Source organism: Streptomyces sp. NBC_01003, from assembly GCF_045162695.1.
In the GTDB taxonomy this organism is placed as follows: Bacteria; Actinomycetota; Actinomycetes; order Streptomycetales; family Streptomycetaceae; genus Streptomyces.
The window spans coordinates 41,788-61,482 of record NZ_CP108708.1 but is presented as its reverse complement, the minus strand read 5'-3'; the positions used below and the strand labels follow the sequence as shown (position 1 = coordinate 61,482).

At 71.0% G+C, this 19,695-nt stretch carries 18 protein-coding genes and 2 pseudogenes; 8 read left to right on the top strand and 12 right to left on the bottom strand.

Annotated features, from left to right (window positions below):
* The first annotated feature begins 118 nt into the window (after positions 1–118).
* Entirely contained in the window at positions 119–1,303 is a 1,185-nt protein-coding gene (locus OG698_RS48050) for a pyruvate carboxyltransferase (protein WP_331729259.1), read from the top strand.
* 83 nt (positions 1,304–1,386) lie between these two features.
* Entirely contained in the window at positions 1,387–2,118 is a 732-nt protein-coding gene (locus OG698_RS48045; RefSeq protein WP_331729256.1) for a response regulator transcription factor, read from the top strand.
* Between the two features lie 88 nt (positions 2,119–2,206).
* On the opposite strand, the gene OG698_RS48040 is transcribed toward OG698_RS48045, so the two are convergent.
* Positions 2,207–3,214 carry a TauD/TfdA family dioxygenase gene (locus OG698_RS48040; RefSeq protein WP_331729252.1) on the bottom strand — a complete coding sequence of 336 codons (1,008 nt, stop codon included), beginning with the start codon at positions 3,212–3,214 and terminating at the stop codon, positions 2,207–2,209.
* A 113-nt stretch (positions 3,215–3,327) separates the two neighbouring features.
* On the bottom strand, positions 3,328–4,149 hold the full coding sequence (locus tag OG698_RS48035) for a helix-turn-helix transcriptional regulator (RefSeq protein WP_331729249.1): 822 nt from the start codon (positions 4,147–4,149) through the stop codon (positions 3,328–3,330).
* 64 nt (positions 4,150–4,213) lie between these two features.
* Between OG698_RS48035 and OG698_RS48030 the strand changes: the two genes are divergently transcribed.
* The 4 genes and pseudogenes from OG698_RS48030 to OG698_RS48015 form a co-directional block, all read left to right on the top strand.
* The gene (locus tag OG698_RS48030; RefSeq protein WP_331729247.1) at positions 4,214–5,680 is read left to right on the top strand and encodes a DHA2 family efflux MFS transporter permease subunit; all 1,467 of its coding nucleotides are present in this window, start codon (positions 4,214–4,216) and stop codon (positions 5,678–5,680) included.
* Positions 5,681–5,760: 80 nt separating this feature from the next.
* Entirely contained in the window at positions 5,761–6,333 is a 573-nt protein-coding gene (locus OG698_RS48025; RefSeq protein ID WP_331729243.1) for a TetR/AcrR family transcriptional regulator, read from the top strand.
* Between the two features lie 164 nt (positions 6,334–6,497).
* Positions 6,498–6,657, top strand: a pseudogene (locus tag OG698_RS48020) (IS30 family transposase); the annotation flags it as partial.
* Between the two features lie 138 nt (positions 6,658–6,795).
* A pseudogene (locus OG698_RS48015) lies at positions 6,796–6,953 on the top strand (IS30 family transposase); the annotation flags it as partial.
* 71 nt (positions 6,954–7,024) lie between these two features.
* Here the strand turns inward: OG698_RS48015 and OG698_RS48010 are convergent.
* Both OG698_RS48010 and OG698_RS48005 read right to left on the bottom strand, forming a co-directional pair.
* Entirely contained in the window at positions 7,025–8,206 is a 1,182-nt protein-coding gene (locus OG698_RS48010; protein WP_331729239.1) for a pyridoxal phosphate-dependent aminotransferase, read from the bottom strand.
* A 17-nt stretch (positions 8,207–8,223) separates the two neighbouring features.
* Complete coding sequence (locus tag OG698_RS48005; RefSeq protein ID WP_331729236.1) at positions 8,224–8,811, bottom strand: isochorismatase family cysteine hydrolase; 588 nt, start codon at positions 8,809–8,811, stop codon at positions 8,224–8,226.
* 176 nt (positions 8,812–8,987) lie between these two features.
* Here OG698_RS48005 and OG698_RS48000 point away from each other — a divergent pair, with 176 nt between their 5' ends.
* A complete protein-coding gene (locus tag OG698_RS48000) occupies positions 8,988–10,883 on the top strand; it encodes an FAD/NAD(P)-binding protein (protein ID WP_331729233.1) in 1,896 nt (631 codons plus the stop codon).
* 69 nt (positions 10,884–10,952) lie between these two features.
* Complete coding sequence (locus tag OG698_RS47995) at positions 10,953–11,375, top strand: cupin domain-containing protein (RefSeq protein ID WP_331729230.1); 423 nt, start codon at positions 10,953–10,955, stop codon at positions 11,373–11,375.
* 4 nt (positions 11,376–11,379) lie between these two features.
* Here OG698_RS47995 and OG698_RS47990 read toward each other — a convergent pair whose 3' ends face one another.
* The 8 genes from OG698_RS47990 to OG698_RS47955 all read right to left on the bottom strand — a co-directional run bounded on the left by OG698_RS47990 (position 11,380) and on the right by OG698_RS47955 (position 19,692).
* Positions 11,380–12,279 (bottom strand): LysR family transcriptional regulator, encoded by a 900-nt coding sequence (locus OG698_RS47990; protein ID WP_331729227.1) that lies wholly within the window; start codon positions 12,277–12,279, stop codon positions 11,380–11,382.
* Positions 12,279–12,884, bottom strand: a complete 606-nt coding sequence (leuD, locus tag OG698_RS47985; RefSeq protein WP_331729224.1) for a 3-isopropylmalate dehydratase small subunit — start codon at positions 12,882–12,884, stop codon at positions 12,279–12,281. Before leuD ends, OG698_RS47990 begins: the two co-directional genes overlap by 1 nt.
* Positions 12,885–12,900: 16 nt before the next feature.
* A complete protein-coding gene (gene leuC / locus OG698_RS47980) occupies positions 12,901–14,301 on the bottom strand; it encodes a 3-isopropylmalate dehydratase large subunit (RefSeq protein WP_331729221.1) in 1,401 nt (466 codons plus the stop codon).
* A gap of 195 nt (positions 14,302–14,496) precedes the next feature.
* Positions 14,497–15,537 carry a TauD/TfdA family dioxygenase gene (locus tag OG698_RS47975; protein WP_331729218.1) on the bottom strand — a complete coding sequence of 347 codons (1,041 nt, stop codon included), beginning with the start codon at positions 15,535–15,537 and terminating at the stop codon, positions 14,497–14,499.
* Between the two features lie 4 nt (positions 15,538–15,541).
* Positions 15,542–16,675 carry an aspartate kinase gene (locus OG698_RS47970; RefSeq protein WP_331729215.1) on the bottom strand — a complete coding sequence of 378 codons (1,134 nt, stop codon included), beginning with the start codon at positions 16,673–16,675 and terminating at the stop codon, positions 15,542–15,544.
* Positions 16,672–17,715, bottom strand: coding sequence for an aspartate-semialdehyde dehydrogenase (locus tag OG698_RS47965; protein WP_331729212.1), 1,044 nt, complete (start codon positions 17,713–17,715; stop codon positions 16,672–16,674). The genes OG698_RS47970 and OG698_RS47965 overlap by 4 nt, the downstream gene beginning before the upstream one ends.
* Positions 17,712–18,686, bottom strand: coding sequence for a DMT family transporter (locus OG698_RS47960; protein WP_331729209.1), 975 nt, complete (start codon positions 18,684–18,686; stop codon positions 17,712–17,714). The genes OG698_RS47965 and OG698_RS47960 overlap by 4 nt, the downstream gene beginning before the upstream one ends.
* Before the next feature lie 70 nt (positions 18,687–18,756).
* Complete coding sequence (locus OG698_RS47955) at positions 18,757–19,692, bottom strand: transporter substrate-binding domain-containing protein (protein WP_331729206.1); 936 nt, start codon at positions 19,690–19,692, stop codon at positions 18,757–18,759.
* Positions 19,693–19,695: the final 3 nt, after the last annotated feature.

Genomic DNA, 19,695 nt, shown 5'->3' with positions numbered 1-19,695 from the left:
GACCCATCAGGGACATGGCCTCGGTCGGCCACGGCCACGGCACCTGACACCTGCTCAAAGGTGCCTAGCCTCAGCAGAGTCCAGCTGCACGAGCAGCGCCTGCCATGAAAGGGAAGCGATGTCAGGGACAGCAGCATCACGTCGGGTATCGATTTTCGACACGACGCTCCGGGACGGCGAACAAGCCCCCGGGAACGCGATGAACCCACAGCAGAAGCTCGACATGGCCCTGCGTATAGAAGCCCTTGGCGCGGATTACATCGAAGCCGGTTTTCCCGCCTCGTCGCCCAGCGAGTTCGAGGCCACCGAGCTCATATCCAGAAAACTCACGTCGGCCAGGTTCACCACCTTCTGCCGGGCGGTGCGCGCCGACGTGGACACCGCCGTGGCGGCCGGCGGCACCGACCGCCACCAGGTGCAGGTCATGGCGACCGGAAGCGACATGCACCTGAAGCACAAGCGGGGCATCAGCCGCGCGCAGGCCGTCGACGAGGTCGCCGAAACCGTCGCCCACGCCCGCGCCCTCGGCGTGGAATCGGTGTCCGTGGGCATCGAGGACGCCAGCCGCGGCGAGGAGGAACTGCTGCGCGCCATCACGCTCGGCGCGGTCGAGGCGGGCGCCACCTGCTTCGCCGTCGCCGACACCTCCGGCTGCAACCTGCCGCAGGAGTACGCCGCCCTCATCGCGGCGTTCCGCTCCTGGCTGCCCGACACGATCCGCATCGCCACTCACTGCCACGACGACTTCGGCCTGTCGCTGGCCAACGCCGTCGCCGGTCTCCAGGCCGGGGCCGACGAGGTGCAGGCGACCCTCGGCGGCATCGGCGAGCGCGCCGGCAACACGCCCCTGGAGGAGCTCGCCGCGCTGCTGTCGTACAAGGGCGACGTCCTCGGCATGCACACCGACATCGACGTGTCCGCCATGTACGAGGCGTACACCGCGATGCGCGGCCACATCCGCCTGGAGGAGCCCCGCAACAAGGCGATCTTCGGGACGTACGCCTTCGGCACCGCGGCCGGGATCCACCAGCAGGGCATGCTGCGCAACCCCGCCACCTACGAGTACGTGGAGCCCGCCCGGTTCGGCCGCGAGCGCTCGATGCTGATCGGCCGGCACTCGGGCCGGGCCGTGCTGCGGCACATCCTCGACGAGCTGCGCATCGAGGTGAGCGCCGAGGAGCTGGCCGAGCTGTACCGGGTGCACATCGCCGAACGCGAGGGCGGGGACTGCGAGGACATCTCCGTCCTCAAGCAGCGCCTCGCCGGGGAGCTCCTGAACCAGCGGCAGCTCACCGCCGCCTGAGCACGCCGGACGGCCGGGACCGACCGTGGTCGGTCCCGGCCGCAGCCGTGGGACACATGCCCGAGGAGCTCAGGAGAGCCGCAATGGAGTTGACCGTACGCAAGGCCGGTGACGGGCAGATCCTGCTGTGCGCCGCGGAGCCTTCCGAGGTGTCCGTCCTGCTGGCGGACACCGACCCGGTGTCCCGGCACGTCCTGGCCGGGGCCCTCGCCGGGGCCGACCGGATCACGGTCGTGGGCACGGCCGACAGCGCGCAGCCGCTGCACCGCTGGCCGCTGGGCGAGGCCGACGTCGTCGTGCTGGCCGGCCCGGCCACGCCTCGACCGGCGCCCGTGGTCGCGGAGTTGCTGCGCAAGGGGGTGCGGGTCGTGCTGCTCGACACCCGGTGGACGAGGGCCTCGCTCTCGGCCGCGCTGTCCGCGGGCTGCGGCGGCGTCCTGGTCAAGGACCACGAGGTGGGCCGGCTCGCCGCGGCGGTCCGCGCGGTGGCGGCCGGGCACACGGTCGTGTCGCCGCAGCTCGTCGGCCTGTGGTCGGCGGCGCAGCGGACCGAGGGGCCCGCGCGGCCGCCGCGTCCTCAGGACCGCTCGGCGGGCCTTCGGCTGCGCACCCTGACCGAGCGGGAACGCGCGGTGCTGACGTGTCTGGCCGAGGGACTGTCCACGCGGGAGACGGCCGGGCGCCTGAAGGTCACCGCGGCCACGGTCAAGAGCCATGTCTCGCACGCTCTGGCCAAGCTCGCGGTCCGCAACCGCCTGGAGGCGGTCCTGCTCATGCGCCAGGCCCTGGACGAGGATCTGCCGCCCTGGTTGTGACGGCCGTGCGGGACGCCCGGTGGGACGTCCCGCACGCGGTGCCGGCCGGCGGCGACGGCGGGGGAACGAAGCCGCCGCCGACCGGAGTTCAGTCGCCGACCCGGCCGCGCACCCCGTCGAGCCACCGGTCCGAGTGCCGCTGCGCGGCCGCCTCGTCGCGGAACGCGTACGTCTTCAGGAGCCAGCGCTGACGGGCCGCGGCCGCGTCGTTGATCTCCATCTTGTCGCGGCTGTGCAGGCCGTCCTGGTTGGCGAAGGTGAACAGGTCGCCGGTGCGGATGCGGTGGCGGGTCTTGTCCGCGCGCACGACGGCGTTCTTCAGCGCGAGCAGCGCGTCCTTCGCCGCCACGGGGGCGTCGGGCGCCGCCGTCGTGCAGGTGTCCAGGTAGCGGAAACTGTGGTGGTTCTCCAGGATCGGGTGGACCTCGGAGACCGTCAGGTCCTTGTTGTTGTCCCGGGAGAAGACGTCGAACGGCGTGATGAACTGCGCCGTGCGCAGCTCGGCCTGCTCCTCGTCGGTGAGGTGCGCGAGGAGGTCGCGCCCGTCCACGAAGCCGGTGTAGATGTACTCGCCCTCGGGGCAGTGCATGCCGAGCAGCGAGATGAAGTCCGCGCGGACCGGGTGGGCGGTGCGGTCGTTGTGGTAGACCAGCTCGCTGTCGCTGAAGCCCGTCTGCATCCCGCTGTAGCGGTTGATGGCGACGACGTCGGTGAAGAAGTCCCCGTTGAAACGGGTCGCGTAGGACAGCAGCGGGGTCTTCACCAGCTGGGCGAAGAGTTCGAGGAAGGCCTCGCCGACGAAGGTCCGCTTCTTCGCGTGCTTGTCCGCGACCGGGTCGTCGAGGTCGAGCAGCGGAATCTCCGCGTCGAGCGGGCAGTTGCGGAGCGCGTGCGCGTCCGACGCGCCGCTGGAGCGGTCCGCGTGGATGCGGGCACAGATGTCGGTGAAGAAGGCGGGGACCTCACCGCGGGCAATCACGTCGCCGACGGCCTGCGAAAAGTCCTCGTAGTTCTCGTACGGGCTCTTGGCCACGGACTCGAGCACGGCGGTCAGCTGCTCACGCTCGGGGTCGGAGAGTACGTAGATGGGTTCCATGCCGTGATCCTCACGGCCGGCCCCCCGGTCGCGCATCGGCTGTCGGAGGAGCCGTCCACGGCGCCCGTACGCCATCGGCGAGGCACGCCTCCGCCAAAGTGGAGATGACCCCTTCAGCCCGCGAGTTCCAGGCCGAGGGACTGGCGCAGCCCCGCGGCGCCCTCGTCCGTCAGATGGACGACCCGGGGGCTCACCCCCCAGCGCACCCAGCCCAGCGTGAACAGATGCGCCGTCAGCGCCGCCCCGAGCCCGCCGGCCAGGTGGTGCTGCTGCTCGCTCCAGTCGACGCAGTACAGGACGGCGGGGCGGCGCGGCGGCAGCCGGTCCGTGTCCACGCCGAGGCCGGCGAGCTGCCGGTGTCCCTCGTCGGTGATCCGGTACTGGATGTCGCGTCCGTAGGACGAAGGGCGGTCCCGCACCGCCTCCTTGGGGCGGTGGATGCCGTCGTGCCCGCCGAGCACACCGCGCTCCAGCAGCGCCCGCATGAGGGCGACGCCGAGCTGTCCGGCCAGGTGGTCGTAGCAGGTGCGCGAGCGGTGCAGGGCGTTGGTGCGGCTGCTCTGCTTCAGGGAGGTGATGGCCAGGGGCGGAGCGATCAGGGCGAGGGACTCCAGGGCGGCGCTCACGTCCGGCCCGGCCAGCCGGTAGTAGCGGTGGCGGCCCTGCTGCTCGACGGTGACGAACTCGCCCTCCACGAGCTTGGCCAGGTGCACACTGGCCGTGGCCGGGCTGATCCCGGCCTCGCCCGCGAGCGCACCCGCCGGCAGCGCGCGGCCGTCTGCCAGGCACTTGAGGATGCGGGCCCGCGAGGGATCGGCGATCAGGGCCGCGGCGCGTGCGATGTCGGTCTGGTGCTTGAGCGGCTCGCCCTCCCGCTCGGCGGGGGAGGGGGCATGGGGGCGGGAAGAGGCCGGGCCACGGCTCGCGTTCGGCATGGTCACAGCCTATGACAACGACACTTCGTCGTGCAGCGAAACAACTGGCACCGAAGCTCGTGCCATGACCACAACGGAGATCACCCCCAGCCCCGGCCCCACGACACCACCGCAGGCCGCCGCCCCCGCCGCCGCAAGCAGGCCCGCGCTCGCCCTGGGGCCGCTGATCGCGCTCAGCCTCGGCTACTTCCTGGTGATGCTCGACGTCACCGTCGTCAACGTCGCCATCCCCGACATCCGCGCCTCGCTCGACACCGGCGCCTCCGCGATGCAGTGGATCGTCGACGGCTACAGCACGGTCTTCGCCGGCCTCCTCCTGCTCGGCGGCGGACTCGCCGACCGCCTCGGACACCGCCGGATGTTCCTGACCGGCCTCGGCGTCTTCACCTTCGCCTCACTGGCCTGCGGCTTCGCCGCCACCCCCGGCGTGCTGATCGCCGGACGGCTCGGCCAGGGCGCCGGCGCCGCGCTGCTCGTGCCCGCCTCGCTCGCCCTGCTGCAGGCCACCTACCCCGATCGTGCGCTGCGTGCCCGGGCCATCGCCATCTGGGGTGCGGTCGCCTCCGTCGCCTTCGGCGCGGGACCGGCCGTCGGCGGACTGCTGGTCTCCGGGTTCGACTGGCGCTCCGTGTTCTGGCTGAACCTGCCGGTCGGCGCCCTCGCCGTCTTCCTGACGCTCCGTCACGTCCCGGCCTCCGCCCGCAAGTCGAACGCCCGCCGGATGGACCCTCTGGGTCAGGTCCTCGGCATCGTCGGTCTCGTCGCCCTGGCCGGCGGCCTCAACGAGGCCGGCTCCCACGGCTGGACGTCCCCGCTGGTCCTGTCGGCCTTCGGCCTCGGCACCGCCGCACTGATCGCCTTCGCGGTGCTCGAGCGCACCCTCGAAGCACGCGAGGCGGCCGGCCGCACCGAGCGCGCCCCGCTGCTGCCGCCGTCCCTGTTCCGCTCCGGCGCCTTCACCTCGACCGCGGCCATCGGCCTGCTGATCAGCCTCGGCTACTACGGCATGCTCTTCCTGACCACCCTCTACTTCCAGCAGGAGCGCGGCTACACCGTCCTGACCACCGGCCTCGCCCTGCTGCCCTCGGTCTGCATGGGCCTGATCGCCGCCCCGCTGTTCAGCCGGATCACCGCCCGCACCGGCCCGTACGTCCCGATGGCCGCGGGTCTCGCCCTGGGCGCCGCCGGATTCCTCGGCTGGGTCCTGGCCGGCCCCCAAACCCCCTACCCCGTGCTGCTGTTCGCCCTGATCGCCACCGGACTCGGCCAGACGATGACCGCCCTCGCCGCCACCGCCGCCATCATCGAGGCCGCGCCCGCCTCCGGCGCCGGCATCGCCTCCGCCGTCTTCAACGTCTCCCGGCAGGTCGGCAGCGCCGTCGGCGTGGCCCTGTTCGGCACCTTCGTCGCAGCCTCCGGCAGCTTCACCTCCGGACTGCGCCTGTCCGCCGGGATCGCCGCCGCCGCCTTCGCCACCGGCACCCTGCTCGCCCTGTCGGTCCGGCGCCGGGCGGCCCGGCAGAATGCCTGATGGCAGGGCATCGAAAAGCCTGATCGGGTATCCCGTAGAAGCCTTGGCCGCCCCCGGCGGCCCGTGGATAGAGTGCCGCCATGTCGAGTGCAGAACGCCTGATCGAAGCCACCCGGGAGCTGCTGTGGGAGCGCGGCTACGCCGGCACCAGTCCCAAGGCCATCCAGGCGCGCTCCGGTGTCGGAGTCGGCAGCATGTACCACCACTTCGACGGCAAGGCGGGGCTCGCGCTCGCCGCGATGCGGCGCAGCGCGCAGGAACTCAAGGAAATGGCCGAGGCCCACTTCTCGAGGCCCGGCCCGGCCGGCCGGCGCATCGCCTCCTATCTGCAGCGGGAGCGCGACGTGCTGCGCGGCTGCCCCATCGGGCGCCTGACCATGGACTTCGACGTCGTCAACAACAGCGACCTGCGGGCGCCGCTGGACGAGGTGTTCGCCTGGCTGCGCTCCCGTCTCGCCGACCTGGTCGCCGAAGGCCAGGAGAGCGGCGAGTTCCGTGCGGAACTCGACCCCCAGGCCGTGGGCGCGATGCTCGCCGCCGTGGTGCAGGGCGGCTATGTGATGGCCCGGTCCGCGGACACCGCGGAACCCTTCGACGCGGCGGCCCGCGGCGCCCTGAGCCTGCTCGGCCTGCGGGTCCCGCAGCACGCCTAGGGCGTGCATGCCAGACGCCGCGGGGCAGGCGGGACAAGCCCTGGTGGCCTGCGCCGGAGATCCGTCGTCAGTTTGTGTATGACTGCTTCTTCAGCGGGTTCTTGCGAGGAACCCCGGGCGTTCACGCCCGGGAGGAATCGCATCCACGGGGTGCGACGCGGCGCGTCGCCGCCCTGCCCACACAGCTGAGACGTTCCCTCACCTGGGACCAGGGCGTCGAAATGGGCGCCCACCACGCCTTCACCGTCGCCACCGGCGTCCCGGTCTGCTTCTGCGATCCGGCCAGTCCCCGGCAGCGCGGATCGAACGAGAACACCTATCGGTGCAGCGTTGGCGGGCCGGGCCTCTTCGAGGGGAGAGGTCCGGCGGGACCGTCGGGTGACTCGGAGAACACGTGCCGAAAGGCTGTCCGTTGAGATGTCCACGGCGGTCCACAGGGCGAGAGCCCTGGCCGGGAGTGACTTGATGGAACAGCACTTCCCCAAGAGCGCCGACCTGGCCGTCCACACCCGCGACCACCTGGACGCTGTCGCCGCCGAACTCAACAGCCGCCCACGTAAAACGCTCGGCTGGTAACCCCAGCCGAGCGCCTGGCTGAGCTCCTGGAGACAGCCAGTTGATCACTGTGTTGCGACAACCCCTTGAACTCGCCGTATCGCCTGGGGCCCTGGTGCATGCGAATCGCGACGTCCTAGGCCCGTTCGGCCAGCGCCCGGCCGATCCGCTCGCACGCCGCCCGGAGCACCTCGGGTGACGTCGCGAACGACAGCCGGACGAAGCCCTCGCCGCCCGGCCCGAAGGCCGAGCCCGGCATCAGCGCGACACCGGTGCGCTCCAGCACCCACTGGGCGAAGGACGCCGCGTCGGCGAACCCCGTGCCGCGGATGTCGGCGAACGCGTAGAACGCCCCGTCGGGCGCTGAACAGGCCACGCCCGGAAGGGAGTCGAGCTCGCGCACCACCAGCGCACGGCGCCGCGCGTACTGCTCGACCATTTCCCGCACCGGCTCCTGCGCCCCGGTCAGCGCGGCGATCCCCCCGCGCTGCACGAACGAGCCGGTACAGCCCACGGTGTGCTGCTGCACCTTGAGCATCTGCGCCATCAGATCCGTCGGCCCGGCCGCGTACCCCAGGCGCCAGCCCGTCATCGCGTAGCCCTTGGAGAAGCCGTTCACCGTGATGGTGCGGTCGGCGCAGCACGCCAGGGCGCCCAGGCTCAGGTGCTCGCGCCCGTCATAGACGATCTTCTCGTAGATCTCGTCCGAGATCAGGAGGATGTCGTGCTCGGCCGCGAACCGGCTGATCGCCCGCGCCTCGTCGTGCGTCAGGCAGTGGCCGGTCGGGTTGTTGGGGGAGTTGACCAGCAGTGCCTTCGTGCGCGGTGAGACGTGCTCCTCGAGCAGCTCCCGGGTGATCCGGAAGCCGTTCGCACCGTCGAGGGCGATCTGCACCGGGAGCGCCCCGATCAGCCGGGCCATCGCCGTGTAGCTGACCCAGCTCGGCGTCGGCACCAGCAGTTCGTCACCGGGGTCGAGCACGGTCACCAGCGCCGCGAACAGCGCGTGCTTGGCCGACGGTGTGACGATGACATCGGTGGCGGGGTCGACCGTGATGCCGTTGTCCTTGGCCAGTTTCGTGGCGATCGCGTCGAGGAGGTCGGGCAGTCCGCGGCTGGGCGTGTAGTGCGTGAAGCCGTCCCGCAGCGCGTTCACCGCCTCGTCGACGACGTGGGCCGGAGTGTCGAAGTCCGGTTCGCCGCCGCCCAGATCCAGTACCTCGACACCTTGCGCGCGCATCTGCGCCACCATGTCGAACACCGCGTAGGTCGCCGACTTCTGCACGCCGCCGAAGCGGGCCGCGGCTCGGTTGCTCATGTCGTGGCTCCTCGCCGTCATGCGGCCGGCGCGGGCAGGGCGTCGGCGACCGTGGTGACGGTGGAGATCCGGGACAGCACCTTCAGCGCCGCCTCATGGATCTCGCTGTCACCGGCCAGCGTCGCGTCCTCCAGGACCTGCACGCGGTAGTCCCGGTCGTGCGCCGCCTGGGCGGTGGTCAGGACCACGAGCTCTGTGGAGACACCGGTGAGCAGCAGGGTGTCGATGCCCTGGGTGCGCAGCAGCACCTCGAGGTTCGTGCCGTGGAAGGGGCTGATGCGGTGCTTGGCGACCACCGGCTCACCGGGCAGCGGCGCGAGCGCGTCGTGCACCTGCGTGGCCCAACTCCCGAGCAGCAGACGCTCGTCGGACCTGGCCTTCTCGAAGACCGGTGAGACCGCGGGCCACTGCGGATAGCCCTCCGTGAAGCCGACCACGACATAGATGACCGGTATCCCCGCGGCGCGGGCGCGCGCGATCGCCTCGGCCGTGCGCTCGATGACGCCCCGCTCCACCGCCTGCGCGTGGTAGCCGTCGGCCGCGTACTTGCCGTCCGGGTGCACGATCTCGTTGATGAGATCGAGTACGAGGAGTGCCCTGCTCATTTCTCCGCCTTCCTGCTCCGCCGACGGTGCGGCGGAATTCCATGAACAACTCTCATGCGAAGCATCAATAAAGCTGTCTTGAACAGTAGATACAGCGACTCCTATCTTTTGGGTACAGCGAGAAGGAAAGCCCCGGACGAGCGGGGCATGAACCCGCTTATCGAAAGGTGTCGGACATGAAGGTGGCAATCGTCGGGAGCGGTCCACGGGGACTCTCGATCCTGGAGCGCATGGCGGCCCGCGTCGCGGAGCAGCCCCTTCGCGACGCCACCGACATCTATCTCATCGACTCGCACGAGATCGGCACCGGCCGCGTATGGCGTACCGACCAGCCGAAATGGTTTCTGATGAACACGGTCGCCGACGAGGTCTCCGCCTTCTCGGGACAGCCGGACGGCGGCCCCGCGAGACCCGGCGCGGGCCCGTCCCTCGCCCAGTGGTGGAAGTCCGTCGACCCCGCGTACCCGGGCCCCAACAGTTATGCCCCGCGCGCTCTGCACGGACGCTACATGCAATTCATCCTCAAAACAATCGAGGAAAGTCTGCCGGAAAATGTGCGGCTGATTCCCGTAAAGGCGACCGTCGATCGGCTCGAACGCTCCGCGGACCGATATCGCCTGACGTTCCGGGAAGGCGCGCACCTCACCGTGGACCGCGTCGTCCTCACGACCGGCCACGCCACCCCGAGCCCCTCCGGGAACCAGAGCAGGCTCGCCGAATTCGCCGACGGGCAGGCCGCGTTGCGCTACATCGCCGGTGACTCGGCGGCCGACATGCCCCTCGACGCCATCCCGGCCGGCAGCCCCGTCGGCGTGCTCGGCCTCGGCCTGTCCTTCTACGACGTCATGGCCGCCCTCACCGAGGGGCGCGGCGGCCGCTTCGAGGACGACGGCCGCGGCGGTCTCGTCTACCGGCCCAGCGGCACCGAGCCGGTGCTCGTGGCCGGCTCGCGCAGCGCCATGCCCCTGCCGGCCCGCGGACGCAACCAGAAGCACCACGACCACCGGTACGACCACGTCCTGTTCACCACCGAACGGATCCTCGCCCACCGCGCCCACGGCGAGATCTCCTTCGCCGAGGATGCCCTGCCCTGGCTGATGGCCGAGGTCGAACTCGTCTACTACGCCACGACGTTGGACGCCCGCCACGGCCCCGGCAAGTCCGCGGCCTTCGCGGCCGAGGTGGTCGCGGCCGCCGAGGACGGGGTACCCGACGTCGTCGCCATCGCCACCGGATACGGCCTCGGCGACGTGCCCCGCATCGACCTGGACGAACAGGCCCGCCCCTTCACCGGCCGCCACTTCGACAGCCCCGAGGACTTCGCCGCCGCGCTGACCGGGGCGCTCGCCGACGACCTCGCACACGCGGAGGCCGGCAACGTCGACGACCCGCTCAAGGCCGCCCTCGACGTCATCCGCGACTCGCGCGCCGTCATCCGCTCGCTCGTCGACTTCGCCGGACTCACCCCGACCTCGCACCGCGAGGACTTCCTGGGCTGGTACGTGCCCCGCAGCTCCTTCCTCGCGGCCGGCCCGCCGCGGGCGCGCCTGCAGCAGGTCATGGCGCTCCTGGCGTGCGGACTGCTGCGCATCGCGGGCCCCGACACGCGCTTCGTGCCCGACCCCGCCTCCGGCCGGTTCGCCGTGCACTCGCCGTACGTCGCCGGGTCCAGGGTGCTCGTCGACACCGTCGTCGACGCCCGCATCCCCACGCCCGACGTGCGCACCGACCCGCACCCGCTCACCCGGAACCTGTGCGCGCAGGGCATCTGGACGTCGTACGTCAACCGGGGCGCGGACGGCGACCGCTTCGACACCGGCGGCGTGGCCGTCACCGAGGCCCCCTTCCACCCGCTCGACCGGGACGGCGAGGCCGACCGGAACCTGTACGTCCTGGGCATCCCCACCGAGCACGCCCGGTGGTTCATGCAGGGCGGAAGCAGCCGGCCGGGCTTCTGGACGGACTTCGTGCAGAACGCCGACGCCATCGCGGTCGACATCGTCACGCCGCTGCGGACCGCCGCCCCGGCCACGTCCGCAGCCCTCAGCATCCAGGCCGTGTCCGCGACCTAGGCCGTGTCCGCGGCGTCCCGCCCACCGAACCGCCCCTCTTCTCGACCCGCAGAGAAAGCGAGCACCGTCATGTCTCTCGTCACCGCCCAGGCCACCGCCCCGGCACCGTCCGCCACCGACGCGCAGCCCCGTCCCGTCACCGTCGTGCGCGACATCTTCGACCCCATCGGCCTCGACGCGCTGTCCTGGGAGAGCTGGGCCGAGCCCGGCCGGGCCGGCGTCGACGTCCACCGCCTGTACGTCACCGACGACGCCGCGAACGGCGCCGCGATGATCACCCGCATGGCACCGGGAGCCCACGGCGACCTGCACGAGCACCTCGGCCACGAGCTCATCGTCGTTCTGGACGGCGAGCTGCGGAACAGCAACGGGGACCGCTACCGGCCCGGCGACCTGGTGATCGAGGAGCCCGGCAGCGTCCACCAGGTCAGTACCGAGACGGGCTGCACCGTGCTCGGCATCCGCCACGCCCCGACGCGCCCGGTGGCATGACACCTCAGCGCACCGCAACGGGCCGCCTCCCCTGGTCACTGCGCAGCGCCAGCGGCCGCGCCGCCTCGACGAACGCCTCCACCGCCGGGGAGCCCTGGGAACCCAGCCGCATCCCGAGTCCCAGATGCCGCACGACCGGAGGCGACAGCGGCACCAGCCGCACGTCGGGCAGCACCAGCGGCAGGGCCAGCCGCGGCAGGACCGTCACCCCCAGACCGGCGCCGACCATCGCGAGCAGCGCGTTGATGTCCCGCACGTGGTGGCCGACCCCGGGTTCGAGACCCACCGTGCGAAACGCCGCACGCACCAGAACCTCGACACCTCCGACCGGCATCAGGAACGGATCCGTCGCCAGCTGGTCGATGCGCAACGGGGGCCGCCCGGCCTCGGGATGATCGGTCGGCACCACCGCGACCAGCTCGTCCTGCAGCAGCGGAACGGTCGTCAGGCCCCGCTTGGGCAGGGTGACGATCCCGACGTCGACGCCGTTGCCGCGCAGCCACTGGGTGATCTGGGTGTCGCTTCCCTCTCGCAGATTGATCTCCAGCAGGGGGTAGCGCACGTGCAGTTCGGACATCACCGCGGGCAGCAGCCGGGCCGCGAAGCTCTGGCTGGTGCCGATCCGCAAAGGCCCCTCGGGCTCGGCTCCGGCGCCGCGGACGACCTGGCGGACCCGCTCGGCCTGCACCACCATGACGCGCGACGGTTCCAGGGCACGCAGCCCCGCGTCGGTGAGCCGGACCCCGGCACGGTCGCGCTCCATCAGCGTCGCGCCCAGCGCCGCCTCGAGACCCGCGATCGCGTGGCTGACCGCGGACTGGCTGATGCCCAGTGCCCGGGCTGCGTTGGTGAACGACCCGGTGTCGGCGATGGCGACGAAGGCGGCACACTGCGACAGCTTCATCAGCGCACCGGCACGGGGGTCCGCGTCACCGGAAGCGCAGGCCGGCGCCCCGCCTCGTACCGGGTGATGTCCGCCGCGAAACGCAGGGTGTCGTCGATGGCGTCCAGGCCGCCGAGCAGCCGGCGCCGTACGTCCTCGTCGATGGTGAACGGCTGCACGAGCTGTCCGCACCGCACCTGCTGCTCCTGAAGGTCGACGGTGACCTCCAGCGACGGGTCGGCCTCCGTCAGCTCCCACAGACGCTCCACCACGGACCCGGGCACCACGACCGTCAGCAGCCCGTTCATCAGGGAGTTGCCGCGGAAGATGTCGCCGAAGCGGGGCGCGATCACGGCCCGGAAGCCGTAGTCCTGCAGCGCCCAGACCGCGTACTCGCGCGAGGACCCGGTGCCGAAGTCGTTGCCCGCGACGAGGATGTCCGCACCCCGCAGTTCGGGCCGGTTCAGCACGAAGTCGGCCTCGGAGCGCCAGTCGGCGAACAGCGCGTCGGCGTGTCCGCTGCGGCTGGTGCTCGCACAGAACCGAACCGGGATGATCTGGTCGGTGTCGACGTCGGTGCGGCGCAGCGGCACCACCCTGCCGGTGTGCCGGGTGAATTTCTCCATGACGTAAGGCTCCGTCTCACAGATCGGCGGGCGAGGACAGGCGTCCGGTGACGGCCGTCGCGGCGGCCACGGTGGGCGAGACGATGTGGGTGCGCGACCCGCGGCCCTGCCGGCCCTCGAAGTTGCGGTTGTTGGTGGACGCGGCGCGCTGACCCGGCAGCAGCCGGTCCTCGTTGAGCGCTGCGCACATCGAGCAGCCCGCGCCCGCCCGGAAGTCGGCGCCCGCCTCGGCGAACACCCGGTCCAGGCCCTCCTCGACGGCCCGCAGGCGCACCTGTGCGGAGCCGGGCACGATCATCATGTGCAGCCCGTCAGCGACCTTCCGGCCGCGCAGCACGTCGGCCGCCGCCCGCAGGTCCTCGATGCGGCTGTTGGTGCACGAGCCGAGGAACACCGTGTCGACGGCGACGTCGCGCATCGCGGTGCCCGGCTTCAGGTCCATGTAGGTCAGGGCCCGTTCGGCGGCGGCCCGCTCCTCGGCGGTCGCGAAGTCCGTGGCCGCGGGCACCTGCCCGTCCAGCGGGACGCTCTGCGCCGGGTTGGTGCCCCAGGACACGTACGGGCTCAGTCCGGCCGCGTCGAGGACGACCTCCTTGTCGAACCGCGCGTCCGGGTCACTGACCAGGCTGCGCCAGTACGTCACTTCGGCGTCCCACGCCGCGCCCTCGGGCATACCGGGGCACTGGGAGAGGTAGGCGAACGTCGTTTCGTCCGGGGCGACCATCCCGGCCCGCGACCCCGCCTCCACCGACATGTTGCACAGCGTCATCCGGGCTTCCATCGACAGCGCCCGTACGCCTTCGCCGCGGTACTCGATGATGTGGCCCTGGCCGCCGGCCGTCCCGATCCGGGCGATGAGCGCCAGCACGAGATCCTTGGCGCTGACCCCTTCGGGCAGCGTCCCGCGGACGTCGACGGCCATGGTCCTCAGCGGCCGCATGGGCAGTGTCTGGGTGGCCAGCACGTGCTCGACCTGGCTGGCGCCGATGCCGAAGGCGAGCGCGCCGAACGCGCCGAGTGTGGTGGTGTGCGAGTCGCAGCACACGACGGTCATGCCGGGCCGGATCAGGCCGAGTTCGGGCGCGATGACGTGGACGATGCCCTGCCCGGGGTCGCCGAACCGGTGCAGCGGGATGCCGAACTCGGCGCAGTTGGCCCGCATCAGCTCGGCCTGCCGGCGCCCCTCGCGGTCCTTGATGACCCGGTCGAGGGCGAGCGTCGGCGTGTTGTGGTCCTCGGTGCCGACCGTCAGGTCGGGGCGGCGTACCGTGCGGCCCGCCGCGCGCAACCGGTCGAAGGCCTGAGGGGTGTTCACCTCGTGGAGCAACTGCATATCCACGTACAGCAGGTCGTCGCCGCCGCTCCCGCGCCGTACGACATGGGCGTCCCATGTCTTGCGCGCCAGTGTCGTACCCATGGTCTCCCTCGTATCGCTGCCGCGTGATTGCGGGTATGTAGATCATGGGTCGCCGAGCAGGCGGTGGGACGGTTCCGCGCCTGGCCCCCAGAGGCATGACCGGTCGAGGCCACCGCGCCACGACACACGAAGGCCCCGTTCCGGGCCCGGGGATCGCCCGGGACCGGAACGGGGCGGCTGCGCGGGGGCAACGGATCAGTAGTGCACCCGGCGGTTGTCGTCCGTGACGCGGTAGCGCACGTTCCACAGGCTGCGCCGCACGTAGGTGCGCTGCAGCCAGCGGTCCTGGCCGTCATAGCGCGCGCTGAACGTCGAACGGGCGTGCACCCCCTTGCGGTTGTTGATCAGAAGGGCTTGGCCGGGCTGGAGCCGAACGCTGTGCGCGACCTTCCCGCAGACCTCCTGGAGGGTGTCCAGGGCCTCGCGGGCGCCGCTGGTGAGCGGGTGCACGCCGTTGGCGGAGATCGCGATCTCGGGGTACGAGGTGTGGCCGCCGATCATCGGCACCGGGTCGGAGAGGACCTCCTGGCCGTCGGCCACGTCGCGGACGTAGCTGCCGGGTGCGTTGAGCCGGAACAGGGGGCTGCGCAGCGTCTCCAGAGTCGCCGCAGGCAGTGCGGCCGAGATGTCACGGGCGTCGGCGTAGAAGGTGCCGGCGATCCCTTCGTGATCCGGACGCAGGCAACTGAGCACCAGGAAGTCGGGATTGGCGACGTCATATCGGCCGATGACGTCGTGCATGATGTCGCTGTGGAAGTTGAGGAAGACCTCTGACCCCTGGTTCGTCTGGGTCATCGAACCGCCAGGCACCGGGATCACGTCGTGGACCAGTTGCCCGGCCTTCTCCGTCAGTACGCCCATCGGCTCGCCGAGCAGACCGCTCAGCCCGAGCAGCACGCCCTCGGCCACGAACGAGGCCTTGTCGACACTGGGGCCGCCGTCCGAGGGGGTGTCGGGCAGGACGGAATCCACGGGAAGGTTGCTCACGAGTGAGACGCCCGGAGTGTCGATGTGCCGGCCGAAGTCCAGTATCTGCTGCAGCAGTTCGGTCGGCAGCGTCGCGAAGATCTGCAGCAGCCTGGCCATCGAACGGTCGATGTCGATGTCGGGATCGGGCAGGGTTTCCAGCTGCTCTCCCAGACCGTCGCGCACGGCGTCCGGCAGTGCGATCTCGGTAAAGGTCTGCACGATGTGGGGTGCGGTGGCCGGGACGCCGTGGTCGGTGGTCGCGGTCATGTCTTTAGACTCCTTGCATCTCGAGCAGGGGTGCGTTGGGGTCCGCGCTCGGGCGGTTCACGTAGTCGTGCAGTCGTTGAGACAGGTGCAGGGCGTCCTCCTCGTCCCTGGCCAGCTGGGTCGCCACCTGGCTGCCGCGCACCGCGGTCACCGGGACACCCGCGTACTCGCCGGGGGTGATCCCGTTGCGCCGCTGGAACTCCGGCAGGTCCACGAAACCGCCGGTGATCGCCACCAGCGGCCCCGAGGTCAGGCGGACCACGTCGATGTTGGCGCCGTGGAAGACCGCGTACGCCTGGTCGGCGAGTTCGTCGCTCTCGTAACGCAGCGCCGCGGAGCGCTGGTTCAGGACGACGGCGGCCACCGACGAGCCGGCGCTGCCGATCACCGATCCGATGGTGAAGGGGTCCCGGTTGTAGCGGCACACGATCTCGATCTTGTTGCGCTGGGCGAGCCGCACCGCCCTTCGGTGCAGCACCTTCGCGCCGTACAGCGACATCAGCGCCGCCGTGTTGTACGACACCTCGCCCAGCAGCTGCGCACCCGTGATCAGGTGCGGGTCGCAGCTGTAGATGCCGTCGACGTCCGAGTGGACCTCGCAGCGGGGCGCGCCCACGGCCGCCGCCACCGCCACGGCCGACAGGTCCGAACTGTTCTTGCCCAGCCAGGTCGGCCGGCCCTCCTTGTCGGCGGCCTGACCGCCGGGCACCACCACGACCTCGTTCTCCCGCAGCGCGGTGCGCAGCGGCTCGGGATCTGTGTGCTCCAAGCGGGCCCACATGAACGCCGAGTCGGTGGTCAGTCCCAACTGGTGGCCGGCGAGCACGGCCGCGCTGCGACCCGCCCGGTGCAGCGCCGTCGCGAGGAGTTGCGCACCCACCGTGTCGGCGAGCGTCAGCAGACCCGCGACGGTCTCGTCCTCGGGATGGGAGTTGACCTGGCTGAGCCGCTCACGGAACTGCTCCGTCTCGCCCGGCTGGCCGCTCACCACGACCACCAGGCGTACGTTCTCCTCCTGCACTCTGCGCGAGAGCGCCTCGGCCAGCTGCCCGTACGCGGCCAGCGTCCGGAAGCTGGAGCCGCCGAACTTCAGCACCACGGGCGGCTTGACGTGCGCCGCGGGCGCCCCGGTCGTCACACCGTCTCCCGGGCTATGAGTTCCTCGGCGATCTGGATCGCGTTCAGGGCGGCTCCGATGGTGAGATTGTCGGCGACCAGCCAGAGCCAGAAGGCGCGCGGGTTGTTGGGGTTGACCCGCACCCGGCCGACGTGGACCCGGTTCGGGTCGTTGATCGTGGTCGGCGTCGGGAACTCGCGCACCGACTCACGGTCGTGCACGGTCACCTCGGGCAGGGAGGCGAGGACCTCGACCAGCTCGGCACGGTCCACGACGCCCTGGGCCTCGATCCAGACGGCCTCCGAGTGCCCGGTGACCACGGGGACCCGGACACAGGTGGTGGTGACGTCCAGATGCGGGATCCCGAGGATCTTGCGGGACTCCTGGAGCATCTTCTGCTCCTCGAGCGTGAAGCCGGTGTCGAGGAAACGGTCGATCTTCGGAATGACGTTGAAGGCCAGCGAAGGTGTGAACTCCTTGCTGGGGTAAGCCTCGTCGGGCTCATCCAGCGCCGCCCGGCTGGCGTCCTTGAGCTCCTCCACGCCGGGGTGGCCCAGACCCGACGCAGCCTGGTAGGTGCTGACGACGGCCTGCCGCATGCCCCACCGCTGCTCGATGCCCTTCAGGAGCCGGACCAGTGGGATCGTCGAGCAGTTCGGGTTGGCGATCACGCCCGACTTCGGCCGCTCGTCCAGCTCGTGCGCGTTGACCTGCGGAACCACCAGCGGCGTGTCCGGGTCCATGCGGTAGGCGATCGTGTTGTCGATGACGACGGCGCCGGCCGCGGTGGCCTTCGGCACCCACTGCTGGCTGGCCTCCGTACCGGCCGAGAAGAACGCCAGGTCCACGGAGGAGAAGTCGAACTCGTCCACGGCCTGCACCGGGTAAGAAGCCCCGTCGACGCTCAGCTCGGTACCGGCCGAGCGGGCCGAGGCGACCAGTTGGATGTCGCGATAGCGCAGCCCGCGCTGCTCGATCAGGTCGATCAGTGTGTTGCCGACGGCTCCGGTGGCCCCGACGATGGCGATGCGCGGCGCGCGGGAATCGTTTACGAGGGTCATCGCGTGCCTCCGGCCGTGATCTCGACGTTCGTGTCGTCCGCGGCGGCCGGCACCGCCGGGGCCTTCGCCGCCTGCCGCTTGAAGGACCAGCCCAGGTTGATGCCCAGGCTCGCGGCCACGATCAGCGGGATGCCGAGCGCCTGCAGCAGGCTCACGCTGTGCCCGTACACCGCCCAGTCCATGAGCATCGCCATGGCCGGGTACACGAAGGCGAGCACGGCGATCTTCGGCGTGGGGAGCTTCTGGTACGCCGAGTACATGAGGACGTACATCACGCAGGTGTGGATCAGCCCGAGGCCGACCAGCCAGCCCCAGTCGCTGCCCATGCCCTTCATCTCGCCCAGCGAGGTGAACGGCAGCAGGAGGAAGATGCCGAGCACCAACTGCACCAGGGCGACCAGGTGCGGGCGAACTCCTGTGACCCGCTTGGTGATGACCGTGGAGATGGCGTAGAAGACCGCGGCGAGCAGTGCGTATCCGAGCCCCGTCAGGTAGGAGCTGTCCCCGCTGCCTGTCAGGTCGGACGCGGACACGCCCGCGACCAGGATCAGACCGATGAACGCGACGGCGAGCCAGCCGAACTTGGTCGCCGTGAGCTTGTCGCGGAACAGCAGTGCCCCCAGGAGCACCACGTAGAACGGCTGCGTGTGATAGACGACCGTCGCCACCGAGATCGACGTTCCCTCGTAACTCTCGAAGAGGAAAGCCCAGTTGAACACGATGAAGACGCCGCCGAGCGCGGCGAGACCGAGCTTCTTCGCGGTGAAACCGTGATTCTTGAAGAACCCGCGTACCAGGCAGTACAGGCCGAGAGCGGCGGTGCCGAACAGGCAGCGGAAGAAGACCACGTTGAACGGGGATGCGCCCGATTCGATGACGAAGACGCCAAGGGTGCCCGAGAGCACCATGGCGAGGGTCAGCTCGATCGCTCCCTTCTTCTCGGTGCCCGGTGCCCGGGTGTCGGTACTCATGATGAAGATGCCTTTCGCAGAGGGAAGTGGGGAAAGATGCGTGCTGCGGGAGGAGCCCGCACCACGGGCGTCAGTGCAGGGGCACGGCGTACTGCAGACCGCCGCGGGTGTACAGCTCGTTGAGGCCGCGCGGCACGGCCAGGCCGCAGTGCGCGCCGAGGTTGCGCTCGTAGACGTCCGCGTAGGTGCCGACCGCGTCCAGGACCCGCACCGCCCAGTCCTTGTCGAGGCCGACGGCCGGGCCATGGGCCCCCGCCGCCTCGGCGGCCTGCGCGAGCGCCTTCTCCCGGTCGCCGGCCTCGTCGACGTGGAGCTCAGCGGACACCAGCAGCTGCAGCACCCAGCGGCACAGCCGGAACCAGGCGGCGTCGTCGTCGCGGACAGCGGCGGCCATCGGCTCACGGGAGATGGCCGCGTCCAGAATCCGGTGCGCCCCGGGATCGTCGAGCGCCGCGCGCTCACCGGCCAGCGCCACCCGGTCGAGTACGTAGGCCGCGCACGCGCCGCTCGCGTAACCGGCCAGTGTCAGCGCCGGCGTCGGATGGGCGACGGGCTCGACCGCAAGACCCCGACTCCCGTACCAGGAAGCGAGGTTGGCCGCGCTCGTCGTGCCCGCCTGGACCGCGACCCGGCGGCCGGCCAGCTCCTCGGGCCGTGTGATGCCGCTGTCCGCGCGGATGAGGAAACCCTCGCCGTCGTAGCACGTCACCCCGGCGAACAGCACCGGCGACGAAGCCTCACGGCCCAGGGTCCAGCTCACGTTCGCGACGGTCAGCTCCGCATCGCCGGCCGCGAGCGTGGACAGCCGGTCCGCGGGATCGGACGGAACCCACTCGACGGCCTCCGCGTCACCGACCGCGGCCGCGGCCACCGCGCGCGCCACATCGGTGTCGAGACCCGACCAGCGGCCGTCGTCGCCACGCATCGACAGGCCGCGGATACCACGGCTCACCACCGCACGCAGAGCGCCGCGACGACGCACCGCGTCGAGCGTAGGTGTACTCACGAC

Excerpts from the sequence above, each read along its gene's own strand:
- OG698_RS48030 (WP_331729247.1), top strand. The coding sequence starts at position 4,214 with ATGACCACAACGGAGATCACCCCCAGCCCCGGCCCCACGACACCACCG.
- OG698_RS48025 (WP_331729243.1), top strand. The coding sequence starts at position 5,761 with ATGTCGAGTGCAGAACGCCTGATCGAAGCCACCCGGGAGCTGCTGTGG.
- OG698_RS47990 (WP_331729227.1), bottom strand. The coding sequence starts at position 12,279 with ATGAAGCTGTCGCAGTGTGCCGCCTTCGTCGCCATCGCCGACACCGGG.
- leuC (WP_331729221.1), bottom strand. The coding sequence starts at position 14,301 with ATGGGTACGACACTGGCGCGCAAGACATGGGACGCCCATGTCGTACGG.
- OG698_RS47965 (WP_331729212.1), bottom strand. The coding sequence starts at position 17,715 with ATGACCCTCGTAAACGATTCCCGCGCGCCGCGCATCGCCATCGTCGGG.
- OG698_RS48045 (WP_331729256.1), top strand. The coding sequence starts at position 1,387 with ATGGAGTTGACCGTACGCAAGGCCGGTGACGGGCAGATCCTGCTGTGC.
- OG698_RS48005 (WP_331729236.1), bottom strand. The coding sequence starts at position 8,811 with ATGAGCAGGGCACTCCTCGTACTCGATCTCATCAACGAGATCGTGCAC.
- OG698_RS48050 (WP_331729259.1), top strand. The coding sequence starts at position 119 with ATGTCAGGGACAGCAGCATCACGTCGGGTATCGATTTTCGACACGACG.
- OG698_RS48010 (WP_331729239.1), bottom strand. The coding sequence starts at position 8,206 with ATGAGCAACCGAGCCGCGGCCCGCTTCGGCGGCGTGCAGAAGTCGGCG.
- OG698_RS48040 (WP_331729252.1), bottom strand. The coding sequence starts at position 3,214 with ATGGAACCCATCTACGTACTCTCCGACCCCGAGCGTGAGCAGCTGACC.
- OG698_RS48000 (WP_331729233.1), top strand. The coding sequence starts at position 8,988 with ATGAAGGTGGCAATCGTCGGGAGCGGTCCACGGGGACTCTCGATCCTG.
- OG698_RS47960 (WP_331729209.1), bottom strand. The coding sequence starts at position 18,686 with ATGAGTACCGACACCCGGGCACCGGGCACCGAGAAGAAGGGAGCGATC.
- leuD (WP_331729224.1), bottom strand. The coding sequence starts at position 12,884 with ATGGAGAAATTCACCCGGCACACCGGCAGGGTGGTGCCGCTGCGCCGC.
- OG698_RS47975 (WP_331729218.1), bottom strand. The coding sequence starts at position 15,537 with ATGACCGCGACCACCGACCACGGCGTCCCGGCCACCGCACCCCACATC.
- OG698_RS47995 (WP_331729230.1), top strand. The coding sequence starts at position 10,953 with ATGTCTCTCGTCACCGCCCAGGCCACCGCCCCGGCACCGTCCGCCACC.
- OG698_RS48035 (WP_331729249.1), bottom strand. The coding sequence starts at position 4,149 with ATGCCGAACGCGAGCCGTGGCCCGGCCTCTTCCCGCCCCCATGCCCCC.